At 62.9% G+C, this 15,322-nt stretch carries 6 protein-coding genes; all 6 read left to right on the forward strand.

What is annotated here, in order from left to right:
* Positions 1-29: 29 nt before the first annotated feature.
* The 6 genes from ESZ00_RS02020 to ESZ00_RS02045 all read left to right on the forward strand — a co-directional run bounded on the left by ESZ00_RS02020 (position 30) and on the right by ESZ00_RS02045 (position 15,318).
* On the forward strand, positions 30-587 hold the full coding sequence (locus ESZ00_RS02020; protein ID WP_129206518.1) for a UpxY family transcription antiterminator: 558 nt from the start codon (positions 30-32) through the stop codon (positions 585-587).
* Between the two features lie 55 nt (positions 588-642).
* The gene (locus tag ESZ00_RS02025) at positions 643-1,944 is read left to right on the forward strand and encodes a WecB/TagA/CpsF family glycosyltransferase (RefSeq protein ID WP_164981297.1); all 1,302 of its coding nucleotides are present in this window, start codon (positions 643-645) and stop codon (positions 1,942-1,944) included.
* Positions 1,945-2,127: 183 nt separating this feature from the next.
* On the forward strand, positions 2,128-3,285 hold the full coding sequence (locus ESZ00_RS02030; protein ID WP_164981298.1) for a glycosyltransferase family 2 protein: 1,158 nt from the start codon (positions 2,128-2,130) through the stop codon (positions 3,283-3,285).
* 71 nt (positions 3,286-3,356) lie between these two features.
* Positions 3,357-4,379 (forward strand): polysaccharide biosynthesis/export family protein, encoded by a 1,023-nt coding sequence (locus tag ESZ00_RS02035; RefSeq protein WP_164981299.1) that lies wholly within the window; start codon positions 3,357-3,359, stop codon positions 4,377-4,379.
* 90 nt (positions 4,380-4,469) lie between these two features.
* On the forward strand, positions 4,470-6,689 hold the full coding sequence (locus ESZ00_RS02040; protein WP_129206526.1) for a GumC family protein: 2,220 nt from the start codon (positions 4,470-4,472) through the stop codon (positions 6,687-6,689).
* A 142-nt stretch (positions 6,690-6,831) separates the two neighbouring features.
* A complete protein-coding gene (locus ESZ00_RS02045; RefSeq protein ID WP_129206527.1) occupies positions 6,832-15,318 on the forward strand; it encodes a non-ribosomal peptide synthetase/type I polyketide synthase in 8,487 nt (2,828 codons plus the stop codon).
* Positions 15,319-15,322 lie beyond the last annotated feature (4 nt).

Raw genomic sequence — 15,322 nt, forward strand, 5'->3', positions numbered from 1 at the left:
GCCAAAATACTGATCTAAAGCGAGAATGTATGGACATTCATGCCAACTCCCCTTTTGCTTCTTCGTGGTTCGCTCTTCAGACCCGGTATCGCTACGAGGAACGCATTGCCAGTGAACTCAAAGCCAAGGGCTTTGAAAGCTATCTGCCCACTCTGCGGGAAACGCATCAGTGGAAGGATCGCAAGAAGGTCATGGACGTGCCCGCTTTCGGCGGCTACATCTTCGCCCGTTTCGAGCCCTCCCTGCAGAACCGGGTACGGGTACTTGAGACGGCGGGCGTAGTCAAGCTGCTGGGCAACCACGGACGCCCTGAACCGGTTCCGGAGAGCGAGATCTCTTCCCTGCGGCTGGCTCTGACCAGCGGCGCGGAGTGCGACCGTCATCCCTGTGTCGAGATTGGCACGCCGGTGAAGGTTCGCAGCGGCATGCTGGCCGGAGTCGAAGGACGAGTCGTACGCATTGCCAACCAGGTCAAGATCCTGGTGAATATCAGCTCGGTCTGCCAGGCCATCGCCGTCGAAGTTCACCTGGACGACATCGATCTGCTCGAAACAAGCAACGCAACCCCTGCAGCCCTGGTGAACTGACCCCCCGCAGTTCTTTACGCCGATCTCTCATCCCCCGGAAATGGACCTTTGCCACATGCCGACGACGCATCCCGCCACAGTGGCTGTTTTGGGCGTGCCTTTTCATAACGTCACCATGGACGAAACCGTCGCTTACGTCGACGAAAAGATTCGCAGCCGCGGCTTTCACCAGATCGCCACGGCCAACCTGGACTTCCTGATCCACTCCGTGCGCGATCCGGAGATGCAGGAGATCCTCTGCACCTGCGATCTGGTCATTCCCGACGGCATGCCTATCCTCTGGGGCGCGAAGCTGCTTGGCTCTTCGCTGAAGCAGCGCGTCTGCGGCGTCGACCTCGTACCGCGCCTTGCCGAGCTCTGCGCCCGCGAGGACTACAGCATGTTCTTTCTCGGCGCCAGCGAGGCCAACTCCGCCCGCGCTGCCGAAAAGCTGAAAGAGCGCTTTCCGGGACTGCGCATTGCCGGCCGCTATTCCCCGCCGGTTGCACCCCTGGAAAAGATGAACCACGAGGACATCCTGCGCCGGATCGAGCGCGCAAGTCCCGATATCCTGCTCGTCGCCATGGGCAATCCCAAGCAGGAGAAGTGGCTGGCGATGCATCGCCACCGGCTGAATGTTCCGGTGTGCATCGGTGTCGGCGGCTCGATTGACTTCATCGCCGGAGCTGTCCGGCGGGCGCCGCGCTGGATGCAGAAGACCGGCCTCGAGTGGCTGTTTCGCATGCTCCAGGAGCCGGGCCGACTGGTGCAGCGCTACCTGGGCGATGCCGTGGGATTTGCCCGTTACATGCCCGGACAATATATGGCCATGGCCATGCAGCCGCGCCGGCGCACCAAGGCAGGCATCTTTGCCGAGCACACAGGAAACTCCTGCGTGATTTCGGTCTACGGCGATCTTTCCGGAGAGCTGCTCGAAGAGTTCCGGGCAAGCGCCGGCGCGGCCGTAGCCTGCGGCATGAACCTGATCCTCAACCTCTCGCAGACTCACTACATCGGGCCCGATGCGCTCGGCGCGTTGATTGCGATCGGCGCGGATCTGCGGGCACGGCAGAGCCAGTTCTGGCTGGCGGAGATGCGGCCGCATGTGCAGCGGCTGATCAACGGCTCCCGTCTGGCCGGTCTCTTCATGACCACCTCGAGCGTCGGCGATGCTCTGCAACGCACGGAACGCGCCGAACTGCGCATGGTGCAGACAGCACAGCCCATGCACATCCCCGGCGAAACAGAAAGCCCGGTACAGGTACGCGTCGAACTGCTGCAGGATGTCTGCCGCAAAGTCGGCGCAGCTAACACACCGTCTCCCTTTGAAACACCGGCACAGGAGTCCGGCATGGCGTATCAAAATTCATTGAGCTGAGAATAGACTCGGCATACAATCTGGCGATTCACCTCGTTCTCCCGTATTCGGCACTGGACCTCCCCCCACTCAGCGCACGAGCTCTGCAACGTAAGAACCTCCTCGGCCCCCCATACGAGACAGGCAAAGAGCGCACCGAATCGAAGCAGTATCGGAATGACAACTGTGGGGTTAGGTTCTTCCATGAATATCTTCTTTCTTCTTATCGCTGTTGTACTGATAACAGCGACTCTGCCTTTGGTCTTAGAGCTGCTTATCGTCACTTCGGCGCTGTTCGTACCCCGGCGCCGGACCAAGCTGCCTCCAACCCAGAAACTGCGCCGGCTGACCATCGTCGTTCCGGCACACAATGAAGATCTGCTGGTTGCCCGCTGCGTCACCAGCCTCCGGGCCTCGGCCGGACAGGCTGCACAAATCCTGGTCGTGGCGCACAACTGCACTGATACAACCGCGGAGCTGGCTCGCGAAGCCGGAGCAGAAGTGCTGGTCTTCGACGATCCCGCAGCACGCGGCAAGGGTCATGCCCTGCGCGTCGGCTTTGCCGCGGCACTCGCAGCAGGCGCCGACGCGCTGGCCGTAGTCGATGCCGACTCGACGGTCTCGGCAAATTTTGTGCCCATGATTCACCAGGCGCTCAGTGAAGGGGCCGATGCTCTCCAGTGCCGGTATGAGATGAAGAGCCTCAGCGACAAGGGCAACTCCGGGCTGGCCTCACTGGCCTTCCGCGGCTTTACCTTTATCCGCCCCATGGGTCGCGACCGCCTGGGCTTTTCCGCCGGAATCCTCGGCAATGGCTTCGCACTCACGGCGAAGACGCTGCGCGAGGTTCCGTATGAAGCCTTCTCGCTGGTGGAAGACCTGGAGTATCACCTGCACCTGCTGCTGGCACACAAGCGTGTCCGCTTCATCGAATACGCCGTGGTCTCGGCCGAGCTGCCGGTAGCCCGCACCGCCGAAGTCTCGCAGCGGGCGCGCTGGGAGGGCGGACGCATCCGGGTGGCGAAGATGTGGACCGGGCCGCTGCTGCGGGAGATCCTGCGCGGACGCCTCTCGATGATCGAGCCGCTGATGGACATTACCGGAATGCCGCTGGCCTTCGGCGTCTCAGCGCTGATCATGGTCAGCATCCTCCCCCTGCCTGTAGCACGCATTTATGGACTGTTTTCGCTGGCGCTGGTGCTGACCCATGTGCTGCTGGCCGCATGGGCCGGACCGCATTTTTTCCGTACCCTGCGCCTGCTGGCGATGGCCCCCTTTTACATTCTCTGGAAGTTCCGGCTGGTCCCCCGCCTGATCCGCGCTTCGCATTCGGAAGCGGCCTGGATTCGCACCAGCCGCTAATCAGCTTGCCTCATCTCTGCGCCTTTCGATCGCATGGCGCAGGGATGAGGAAGAAACGGAGTCTACTCCCCGTGACCTATCGATCTCTTGCCATTTCGTCTCTACTGTTCGCGCTGCCGGTGACCTTTTCCTGCGCAGCGTGGGCACAACAAACAGCCGCACCAGTACAGCAGGCAGCCGTGTCCGCTCCAGCTCCCGCAGCAGCCGACCAGCCGGCCGATCCACAGCTCAAGCTGAGCCCCACGAAAGCGCTCGAACAGTTCGAGCCTGCGGCGGATGCTGAGTACCAGCTGGGTCCTGGCGACGAGATCAGCATCGAGGTTCCGGGCCATGCGGATCTTAGCGGCAAGTACATCGTCGGCCCTGACGGCCGCATTACGCTGCCCGTCGCCGGCACGGTGGAAGTGAATGACAAGACACGTCAGGGAGCGAGCGCGGCCATCCGCGATGCCCTCACTCCGTATTACACCGATGTGACGGTCACGACCTCCATCGACAAGTACGGCTCGAACCATGTCACCGTACTCGGCAATGTGAAGAATCCGGGAATGATTTCCTTTGATGACACACCGACACTGATGGGCGCGATCTCGAAGGCCGGACTTTCGGCAAACCCCACCAGCAAGGACGGCATTCCTGATACCTGCGTCATCTATCGCGGCAACAACACCCGGATGGATGTCGATCTCCGCCAGTTGATCGAAAGCGGGAGCACGCTGGCAAATATGCGCCTGCGCCGCAATGACATCGTCTTTGTACCCGCCCAGAAGCAGGAGGTCATCTCGGTGATGGGCGAGGTCAACCATCCAGGCCCGGTCACCATTACCCCCGACCTGACCCTGCACCTGGCCCTGGCTGAGGCCGGCGGACTGACCCACGACGCGGGCAAGAATATCTACGTAGTCCAGGCATCGACCGGCAAAACCGTCATGATCTCGTACAAGGATATGATGGCTCCCAACGGAGACAAGGAGATCGCCCTGCACGCCGGCGATAGCATCTATGTGAAGCCCAGCGGCCTTTCGAAGATGGGCACGGTGGTCCAGAAGCTCGGCCCGGCCGCGACCCTGATTGAACTTGGCGCCATCCTTTAGTTAAAGCGCCGGACACAACTATTCCAAGCGATTCACATCCATCCCGGACCGGCATGACCGTTCGGGAATAGGATCAAGGGACCGATATCCATGTACATCACCCCGGTCAATCCTGCCGAACCCCGCAGCGCCCCGGTTGCTCCCCAGCAGCCGCTTCGCCCTGCCTCCAAAGGCCCCATGTTGCGCATCAATGTCCTGCGCAGCCTGCGCCTGCATCCAGTCACGGCTTCGGTCGTGGCGCTGCTTACTCTGGGGCTCGGGCTGGCCTTTCTGCTGCGCGGCAGGCCGATGTACGAAGTATCGAGCGTGCTCTACGTCTCGCCCACCTTTCCTGCCACGCTGCATACCGACCAGGAGCAGCAGTATTCCTATGACTCCTATATCCAGGAGAAGGTACAGGCGATCTACAACTACAGCGTGCTCGCCCAGGCCATCAATACCCTGCCGATCGGCACCTGGAGACAGCCCGGTGAGACCGAGCAGTCGGCTGTAGAGCGCCTGCAGCATATCCTCGAAGCCAAGCGCATCGGGGAGTCCTACGAAATCGGGGTCACGCTCGACGGCTATAACCCGAAGCATCTTGCCGAGGTCGTCAACGCGGTCGGAAACGCCTTTACCGAGACCAGCAAGAACGAGCAGTTTTACGGCCGCGACGAACGCCTGGCCACGCTGCGCGAAACCCGCAGCCAGATCCGGAAAGATCTGGATGCGAAACTCCAGGAACAGGCTTCGATCACCAGTTCGCTGGGCATGGCGAATACCGGCCAGGGTGCGAATCCATACGACAGCCAGATCAGCGCACGGCTCAGCACGCTGGTCACGGCGCGCGACAACCGTATTGCCGCCCAGGCCCAGCTCAGCGCCCTTGAAAATGGGGACAGCAGCGCACCGAACGCGACCCTCGATGCCGCTGCGGACGATCTGATCCAGAGTGACCCGGGACTGACATCGCTCAAGAGCACCCTGGCGCAGAAGCGCGCCGCGCTGATCGACAAGCTGGCCGGTGAGACGCCGCTGAACCCCGACCGCAAAGCCACCGAGGCGCAGCTGGCGCAGATTAACCAATCGCTCCAGAACATGCAAAACCAGCTGCGCCAGCAGGCCGCCCAGCACCTGCGCCAGAAGGCCGCCGCAGAAGTCGCGCGCACCACCGAGATCGAAACCAAGCTGATGAGCGACATGCAGAGCGCCACCAACGCGGCCAGCTCCGCGGCGCCGAAGCTGCAGCGCGCCCAGGAGCTCGGCACCGAGATCACCAGCCTGCAGGCCCGCTATACCGAGGTCGACAACCGCATCGGAGACTTGGAGCTGGAGAGCACCTCCCCGGGACCGGTCCATGTCTTCGAACCCGCACTGCCGCCCCTCGGCCCAATGCCGAGCAAGAAGAAGAAGATGCTGCCGGTTCTCTTCCCGGCGGCCATCCTGCTCGGAGTGCTGACGGCAGTCCTCTGCGATCTCCTCGATCCGCATGTCTATAACGGCGGCGATCTCGAGAGCACGCTCGGCTTCGCTCCTATCGGCATGCTGCTGAATGACAGCGATGTGACTCAGAGAGTCTATGACGAATGTGTTCTGCGTCTGGCCGCGGGCATCGACCACTCGATCCGCTCGGCCGGAGCTCGCACCTTTGTCTTCACCGGGGTGAACTCCGGCGTCGGCACCACTTCGATCGTCGAGAACCTGGGCAGCGCGCTCGCGCGGCTGGGACGCAAGACGATCTCCATCGATGCCTCCGGTCACACTGCGCCGGTAGCCTATGTCACACTCGGACGCGGTGCCAGCTCTTCCTCGACAACGGCCCCTGCGGATGCCGAGACTCCTGGCAGCGTCGATGGCAAGATACAAACCTCACGGCTATGGAATGAGCTGGTGCCCAGCCAGGCGGCGCCGCTTTCCGGCTACGTAGTCCAGGCGTTCCAGGATCTTTCGAAGGAATACGAGGTCATCCTGATCGACGCCGCTCCAATTCTTCTTTCCGCGGAGAGCGAGTATCTTGCCCGCTGCGCCGATGTGACCATCCTGGTCTCGGAGGCTGGACGCACCACGCGCCGCCGTATCCACCGCGCCGCACGCTTGATGGAGAGGCTGGATGTGGGCGGTGCTGCGGCCGTCATCAATAAGGTGCGCCTGGTGCGCCTCGAAGACAACATCCGGGAAGACCTGAAGGAATCCGAAACCCGCATTCAGGAGGCCGGCCAACGCTGGCGTCCGCAGCGGGTATCTCCTGCGACGCCGATGGGCGGCTTCGAGCCGGCCTCAACCGCCTCGAGCCGCGAGGAAACCGTCGGATTCAGCAGCGAGAGTAACTAGCGCCTAAGTGACTAACAGGCGTAATTGAGTGACTAACTGGCGGTTGCGCTACCCCCTTCGTGGGAAGGCGTACCGCCTTACATCCAAGTAAGCTTTGTGACATCGGCTGCGATCCAGCCATGCTTCGTTCGGCTCCGTTCTTATGGCAAATCCATTCGACGATCAGGGAAGTTCCCGCCTCATCCCCATACGGCCGCGCGACCCGCGCGCGATCGAGGATGCAGTGGCGGAGCTATGGCAGCAGATGCTGGGACTGCCGGAGGTAGGCCGCGAAGAGAACTTCTTCGACCTCGGCGGCACCTCCCTGCTGGCTACGCGTCTGCTCTCGAAACTGAACCAGACCTTTGCAACGCAGCTGCCCACCTCCGCGGTCTTCGCGCACACCACAGTGCGCGCCATGTCCACCTACCTGGCAGAGACTCTGGCCACCCGTACCTCGGATGGCTCGCAGGGCGCAACCATCCAGAACGACTCTGCGGAAAACGCTCCTGCCCCGGTTCAAGACCACGCCATTGCCATCATTGGCATGACCGGGCGATTCCCTGGCGCGGACTCGGTTGAAGAGTTCTGGCAGAACCTCTGCAACGGCGTCGAATCGATTACCTTCTTCGACCCGAATGAAATCGAAAGCCCCGTTCCCCAGGGCGAATCGCTCGCTCCGTATGTTGCGGCCAAGCCGCTGCTACGTGATGTGAAGGGTTTCGATGCCGGCTTCTTCGGCATGTATCCGAAGGAAGCCGAGCAGACCGACCCGCAGCATCGCATCTTCCTCGAGTGTGCCTGGGAGGTGCTCGAGCGCGCAGGCTACGATCCGGCGCAGGCTCCCGGAGCGGTCGGCGTCTTTGCCGGCTGCAGCATGAACACCTACTTCATGCAGAACCTCGCCAGCGGACGCGAGTTCCTCGAAAACTTTACCGGCGACTACCAGACCGGCAACTACACGACGATGCTGGGCAACGATAAGGACTTCCTGCCCACGCGCATCAGCTACAAGCTCAATCTCAAAGGGCCGAGCATCGCCGTGCAGACGGCCTGCTCGACCTCGCTCGTCGCTGTAAGCCAGGCGTGCCAGAGCCTGATGACCGGCGGATGCGACATGGCGCTGGCCGGCGCAGTCTCGATCACCTTCCCGCTGCACCGTGGCTACCTTCCGCAAGAAGGTGGACTGGCTTCGCTCGACGGCCACTGCCGTCCCTTCGACGCCAAGGCCAGCGGCACGATCTTTGGCCACGGTGCGGGCGTGGTGCTGCTCAAGCGACTGAGCGATGCGGTCGCCGAAGGCGATCAGGTGCTGGCTGTGATTCGCGGCTTCGCCATCAACAACGACGGCGCGGCGAAGGTCGGCTACACCGCTCCGGGGATCGAAGGCCAGAGCGAAGTGATTGCCCGCGCGCAGGCCATGGCCGGCGTCGATCCCGAGACCATCACCTACATCGAGGCGCACGGCACCGCGACCCCGCTTGGCGATCCGATTGAAGTCGCAGCACTGACCAAAGCCTTCCGCAAAAAGACCCAGGCGCGCGCCTTCTGCTCAATCGGCACGGCGAAGTCGAATGTCGGCCATCTCGACGTAGCCGCCGGCGCGACTGGATTAATCAAGACGGTGCTCCAGATCGAGAACCGCCGCATCCCGAAGCTGCTGCACTACGAGGCGCCGAATCCGAACCTCGAACTCGAGGGGTCCCCTTTCGTCATCGCGAAGGAGGATTGTGTCTGGAATCCCGAAAATCTTCCGTTACGCGCGGGTGTGAGCGCTTTCGGCATTGGCGGCACGAATGCCCACGTGATCGTGGAAGAGGCGCCGGAGCTTCCGGCATCGAGCACGGGCCAGCGCGATCAGCTGCTGGTGTGGTCGGCGAAGACGCCGACGGCGCTCGAGGCCATGCGTGCCAACCTGGCGGAGTATTTCACAAATCATCCCGAGGCGAACCTTGCGGACGCAGCGTGGACACTGCAGGCCGGACGCAGCCGCTTCGAACATCGCGCCGCGTTGGTGGCCTCGTCAGTCGAAGATGCCATCGCCGCATTGAGCCCCGTGGCCGCATCCAAGGACACCTCCAGCAAGCGCGTGCTCACAGGCGAGCGCAGGCTCGACCGGCCGGGCGTGGTCTTCTGCTTCCCCGGCCAGGGCGTGCAGACGTTGAACATGGCGCGCGGCCTCTATGAAACGGAGCCTGTCTTCCGCGCAGCGCTCGAAGCGTGCAGCCACAAGCTGGAATCTCTGCTCGGCGAGCGGCTGATCGACGTTATCTATCCGGCGGAAGAGACGCCGGAAGCAGCAGCGCGGCTGAACCAGACGGAGCGCGCGCAGCCGGCGATCTTTGCCGTGGAATATGCTCTGGCGCAGCTGTGGCTTTCATGGGGCATCGAGCCCGCAGCCATGGTGGGCCACAGCGTGGGCGAGTACGTGGCGCTCTGCCTCTCCGGCGCAGTCTCGCTCGACGATGCGCTGAAGATGATTGCCGTGCGCAGCCGCCTGATGCAGCAGATGCCGCACGGCAGCATGCTGTCGGTCCGTGCTTCCGAGGAGCGCGTGCGCTCGCTGATGGGCAAGACGCTCGACCTGGCCGCCGTGAATGGCCCGCAGCTTTGCGTCGTTTCAGGCACAGATGAAGCCATCGCAGCCTTTGCCGCGAAGCTCGACGAGCCCCAGCCCGACGGGAACAGCATCGTGCATCGTCGGCTGGTCACCTCGCATGCCTTTCACAGCCGCATGGTTGATGCGGCGCTCGAACCCTTTGCTGAATTCCTGCGCGGCATTCCTTTCTCGGCGCCCAGGATTCCGGTCATCTCTACCGTGCACGGTGGCCAGCTCACCGAGGCCCATGTCGCCGATCCGTCCTACTGGACACGTCAGCTGCGAAGCACAGTTCGCTTTGCCGATGCGATTGCCGAAGCGGCGAAGACGCCGGAACGTATCTTCCTTGAAATCGGCCCGGCGGAGACGCTGGTGCAGCTCATGCGGCAGGTCATCGGCACCGCCGGCAATCACGCCGTTATCGCTTCACAAGCCGGACTCAAGGACGGCATTCGCGGTGAAGCCGCGATGCAGTCGGCGCTTGGGCGTCTGTGGCTCACAGGCGTGGCGCCCGCCTGGACAAAGCTTCATGACGGCGAGCAGCGGCATCGCACGCTGCTGCCTACCTATCCTTTTGAGCGCAAGCCATTCTGGGTCGCTCCCACGCGCAGTTCATCCTCCAATCAGTCCCCGCAGCCGCAGGCACAGGGTCCACAGAGACCCGCCTCGTACGAAGTCGGCAGCGCTATTCCGGCTGTACCCCCTGAGGTTCCTCCTATGCACGCTTCCTCTGCCAGTCCCATGCTCGATGCGCTCACCGCGCTCATCTCCGATCTCTCCGGCGTAGAGCTCGCCGGCGCCGATACCAGCGCCTCCTTCTTCGAGCTCGGCTTCGATTCGCTTTTCCTCACGCAGCTGACGCAATCCATTCAGCAGAAGTACAAGGTGAAGCTGACCTTCCGTCAGCTCATGGAGGACTACTCGACGATCGATGCGCTGGTGGCGCATCTGGAGGCGAGCGTTGCGCCTGAGCTGCGGCCTGCCGCACCGGTTGCGACTCCAGCTGCAACGTCCGCTGCTGCTCCGCTCACTTCTGCGATTCCTGCCTCGATCCCGGTGGTTGCGCCTGCGGCCTCGCTGCCCTCCGACGCCTCCGGATTGCAGGCGCTCTTTGCCGCGCAAACACAGGCGCTCTCGCATCTCTTCCAGCAGCAGATCGCCGCGCTCGCCGGTGCAGCCCCGACTGCAATCCCCGCACCCGTGGCTACAGCGGCATCAGCCTCCCATACTGCCCCGCAGACGGTTGCGGCCAAAATCACTGCACCTGAAGCCGAAGCAGCACCGCAGAAGCCGGTCTTCGTTCCCTTCAAACCGATTCAGCGCGGCACCGACACGGGTTTGAATGCGACGCAGCGTGCCTATCTCGACAAGCTGGTCACCCGCTATACCGAGCGCACAGCAGCGTCGAAGGAATTCACGCAGGCGCATCGCTCTTCCTTTGCCGATGGCCGCGTGGTTTCGGGCTTCCATCAGCAGATTAAGGAACTGATTTATCCGCTGGTCGTCGATCGCGCCAAGGGCGCGTACCTGTGGGACAAGAACGGCAACCGCTATATCGACATTCTGAACGGCTACGGTGCGATTCTCTACGGCCACTCGCCGGACTGGCTGCTCGAAGCCGTGCGCAACCAGATGGAGCTGGGCTTCCCCATTGGTCCGCAGACGGAGCTGGCCGGCATCTGCTCGGAGCTGGTACGCGAGCTGACGGGCATGGAGCGTGTGACCTTCTGCAACACCGGTTCCGAGGCCGTGATGGGCGCAATGCGCCTGGCCCGCACCGTGACCGGACGGAATCTTGTCGTCGTCTTCGGCGGCGACTATCACGGCAGCTTCGACGAAGTGCTTGTCAAGGCGGCCGGCAAGCGTACCGTACCCATCGCACCCGGCATTCCGCGCGAGAGCGTCGCCAACATGCTGGTTCTTGACTACGGTTCGGACGAGGCACTGGAGATTATCCGTCAGCGCGCCGACGAGATTGCCGCCGTGCTGGTCGAGCCGATCCAGAGCCGCCATCCCGAGCTGCGTCCGGTCGAGTTCCTGCGCGAAGTGCGCCGCATCACCGAGCAGTCGGGCGCAGCGCTGATCTTCGACGAAGTTGTCACCGGTTTCCGCACCCATCCGGGCGGACTGCAGGCGGTCTTCGGCATCAAGGCCGATCTGGCCACCTATGGCAAGGTCGTCGCCGGAGGACTTCCGGTGGGTGTTCTCGCCGGACGGCCCGAGTTCATGAACGCCCTCGATGGCGGCCCATGGCAGTATGGCGATGCATCGTTCCCGGAGACGGGCGTGACCTTCTACGCCGGCACCTTCATGCGCCATCCGCTGGCGATGGCCGCGGTGCGCGCAAGCCTCGAGCATCTGAAGTCCGCCGGCCCTGCTCTGCAGGAAGGCGTGGAGAAGAAGACCTCGGCACTGGTGAACGATCTGCGCACGCTGTTCACCGAGTTCTCGCATCCCTCGGCGATCGAAACCTATTCCTCGTGGTTCTATCTGCCGGTAGCCACCGAACCCTTCCTCAGCCGCATGCTGCACTTCCATCTGCGCGAGAAGGGCCTGCATATCCAGGAAGGCTTCCCCTGCTTCCTGACCACGGCGCACACGGACGAAGATTTCGACTTCGTGCGCAAGGCCTTCCGCGCCAGCCTCGAAGAAATGCGCGACGGGCAGGCACTCCCGGGCACTGCATCCACCTTGTCTCTGGCCGCCGTCGCAGATGCTTCCCCGGCGGTTGCGGCAACCGTAACCGCTGAGCCGATCGCGCACGCAGGCGAGGAATCTGCGACCGAGACCCCGATTGCCCCTGTCTCCCCTGTTCCAATCACGGAAGAGCAGCGGGAGATTCTCCTGGGCACACAGCTCGGACACGAGGCCAATTGCGCCTTCAATGAGTCCACTTCGCTGGTACTGAAGGGCGGCCTGAATCTTGCCGCTTTCACGGCCGCGCTCAACGACCTGGTAAAGCGGCACGAATCGCTGCGCCTGCACATCGATCTTGCGACCGAAAAGGCGATTATCTCGACCGATGCCGTGCTGCCGCTGCTCGAAGAAGACCTGAGCGCATTGCCTGCCTCCGAACAGCCTGCGGCGATTGCCGAGCTCATTCGCGATGAGGCTTCGACGCCCTTCGATCTCTCGCAGGGACCGCTCTTCCGCACGCGGCTGATCAAGCTGAATGACACTGAGCACCGCTTCGTGCTCACCGCGCACCACATCATCTTCGACGGCTGGTCGACCAACGTCTTCTACAGCGAGCTGAGCGAGCTCTACAACGCGCGTCTCACCGGCCGCGCGCCCGCACTTGCCCCGGCGTTGCGCTTCAGCGAATATGCCCGCCGCAACGCGACGCAAAATACCGCCGAAGCCTTCTGGTTGAGCCAGTTCGAGACCATTCCTTCTCCGCTGCAGCTGCCCACCGACCGGCCGCGCGCAGCACTGCGGACCAACCGCGGCACCAGCAAGCGCTTCGTCATTCCCTCTGAGCTGACAACGAATGTCCGCAAAGCCGGAGCGAAGCAGGGCAGCACGCTCTTCGCCACGCTGCTGGCATCCACCGCGCTGCTCATTCACCGGCTCACCGAGCAGGACGATATCGTGCTCGGCATTCCCATGGCCGGGCAGTCGAAGGCGGAGAACGGCGGCACGCTGATCGCCCACGGCGTCAACTTCCTGCCTATCCGCAGCCACTTCGCCGCCGATCAGCCCTTCGCACAGTTTGTGAAGAAGACGCGCTCGACGCTGCTCGATGCCTATGACCACCAGGACTACACCTACGGCACCCTGCTGCGCCGGTTGAAGATTCCCTCCGATCCCTCGCGCCTGCCGCTGATCGAGTTCCAGGTCAACGTGGAGCAGGTGGGCACGCAGCTCGGCTTCGACGGCCTCACTGTGGACGTCTTCGGCAATCCCAAGGCGTTCGTGAACATGGACGTCTTCTTCAATTTTGTCGATCGCGGTGGCGAAATCTGGCTGGAGTGCGACTACAACACCGACCTCTTCGACGAAACGACGATTGCCCGCTGGTTCGGGCATCTGGAAGCGATCCTCGGCGCCTTCATCGCAGACCCGTCGCTCCCCTCGGCCGACATTTCGCTCCTCACGGCCGCGCAGCAACAGCAGATTCTCATCGACTGGAACCACACGGCGACGGGGTATCCACGCCACACCGCGATTCACCGCCTTTTCGAACAGCAGGTGCTGAAGACGCCGGATGCGATTGCCGTGGTCAGCGATCAGCACAGCTTTACCTACGCCGAGCTGAACGAGCAGGCCAACCAGGTGGCGCACTTCCTGCTGCGCTCCGGCGTGAAGTCGGGCACACGCGTGGCCATGAGCCTGCCACGCTCCGCGGAAGTGATCGTCAGCCTGCTTGCTGTACTCAAGACCGGTGCGGCCTATGTGCCGATCGATCCCAGCTATCCTGCACCACGCATCCGGTTCCTCATCGAAGATTCCTCGGCCCCGGTTCTGTTGACCAACCGCGCTACAGCCGCGAAGCTGCCGGAACTCAATGTGCAGGTGATCCAGCTCGATACGGACTGGCCGGCTATCGCGCTCGAAGAGACACAGAACCTCGGCCACGAAGGCACAGCCGACGATCTGGCCTATGTGATGTACACCTCGGGCTCGACCGGCAACCCCAAGGGAGTGCTGGTGCCACAGCGGGCGGTCACACGGCTGGTGCTCAACAACAGCTTCGCCAGCTTCCGCGCCGATGAAGTCTTCCTGCAGCTGGCGCCGCTCTCCTTCGATGCCTCAACCTTCGAAATCTGGGGCGCGCTGCTGAATGGCGCGAAGCTGGTCGTTGCGACCGGCGAGCGCGTGACGCCGGAGGACATCGGCCGGGTGATTGCCGCCAACGGCGTCACCACGCTGTGGCTCACCGCTGCGCTCTTCCACCTCATCGTCACCGAGTACATCGAGATCCTGCGTCCGCTGCGCCAGCTGCTGGCCGGAGGCGACTCGCTCTCGCTCACCCATGTGCGCCGCGTGCTCACCGAATTGCCGCATCTCCGGCTGATCAACGGCTACGGCCCGACCGAGAACACCACCTTCACCTGCTGCCATCCGATCACGCTCGAGAGCGTATCGCAGGGGAATGTGCCCATCGGCCGGCCGATCAGCAATACCCACGTCTACATCCTCGACGGCCGCTTGAACCCGGTGCCGGTGGGTGTGGTGGGCGAGCTCTATGCAGCCGGGGATGGCCTGGCACAAGGCTATCTGAACGCTCCGGAGCAGACAGCGGCGAAGTTCCTCGAGCACACTCTCCCAGGGAGAGTAACTGTCCGTTTGTACCGTACAGGCGATCTGGCACGTTATCGCCCGGACGGCACCATCGAGTTCTTCGGACGCGCCGATACGCAGGTCAAGATTCGCGGCTACCGCATCGAGCTGGGCGAGATCGAGTACGCGCTCGAGCAGTCGCCGAAGGTCAAGTCGGCAGTCGTTGCCGTGCGCACGGACTGGGTTTCTCCGAACGACCTGCCTGGCGACAAGCGGCTGGTGGCCTATGTGGTCCCAGCTGCGAGCACCGCAGCCGGCTCGCCCGAAGCGGCGGAGCTGACGCAGCAGCTGCGGCAGCTTCTCGAAGAACAGCTGCCGGAATACATGCGCCCGGCGGCCATCATGCTCCTCGAGAGCTTCCCGCGCACGCTCAACGGCAAGGTCGACCGCCGCGCGCTGCCGGCTCCGGTAGCCGAACAGATGCTCCGCCGCCGCTCCATCGTCGCCCCGCGCAGTCCACAGGAGCAGACGCTGGCCGATATCTGGCAGAAGGCTCTCGGCCTCGAGCAGGTGAGCGTGGAAGACAGCATCTTTGAAGTGGGCGGCGATTCGCTGCTCATCTTCCGCATGACGACCATGGCGAACCAGGGCGGATTAGCCGTGACAGCGCGCGACTTCTTCCAGTACAAGACCATTGCGGCCATCTGCGAGCACATTCCTGTGGCGGAATTGCAGGAGACAGGAGCAGAAGCCGGAGCGAGAAAGGCTGGAGGCATCCAGGCCATTCCCCGCGCCCAACGCCGCCAAAAACTCACATCGCTGCAGTAGGAGT

The sequence above is a fragment of the Silvibacterium dinghuense genome, from assembly GCF_004123295.1.
Lineage (GTDB): Bacteria > Acidobacteriota > Terriglobia > Terriglobales > Acidobacteriaceae > Silvibacterium > Silvibacterium dinghuense.

Excerpts from the sequence above, each read along its gene's own strand:
- ESZ00_RS02020 (WP_129206518.1), top strand. The coding sequence starts at position 30 with ATGGACATTCATGCCAACTCCCCTTTTGCTTCTTCGTGGTTCGCTCTT.
- ESZ00_RS02025 (WP_164981297.1), top strand. The coding sequence starts at position 643 with ATGCCGACGACGCATCCCGCCACAGTGGCTGTTTTGGGCGTGCCTTTT.
- ESZ00_RS02030 (WP_164981298.1), top strand. The coding sequence starts at position 2,128 with ATGAATATCTTCTTTCTTCTTATCGCTGTTGTACTGATAACAGCGACT.
- ESZ00_RS02040 (WP_129206526.1), top strand. The coding sequence starts at position 4,470 with ATGTACATCACCCCGGTCAATCCTGCCGAACCCCGCAGCGCCCCGGTT.
- ESZ00_RS02045 (WP_129206527.1), top strand. The coding sequence starts at position 6,832 with ATGGCAAATCCATTCGACGATCAGGGAAGTTCCCGCCTCATCCCCATA.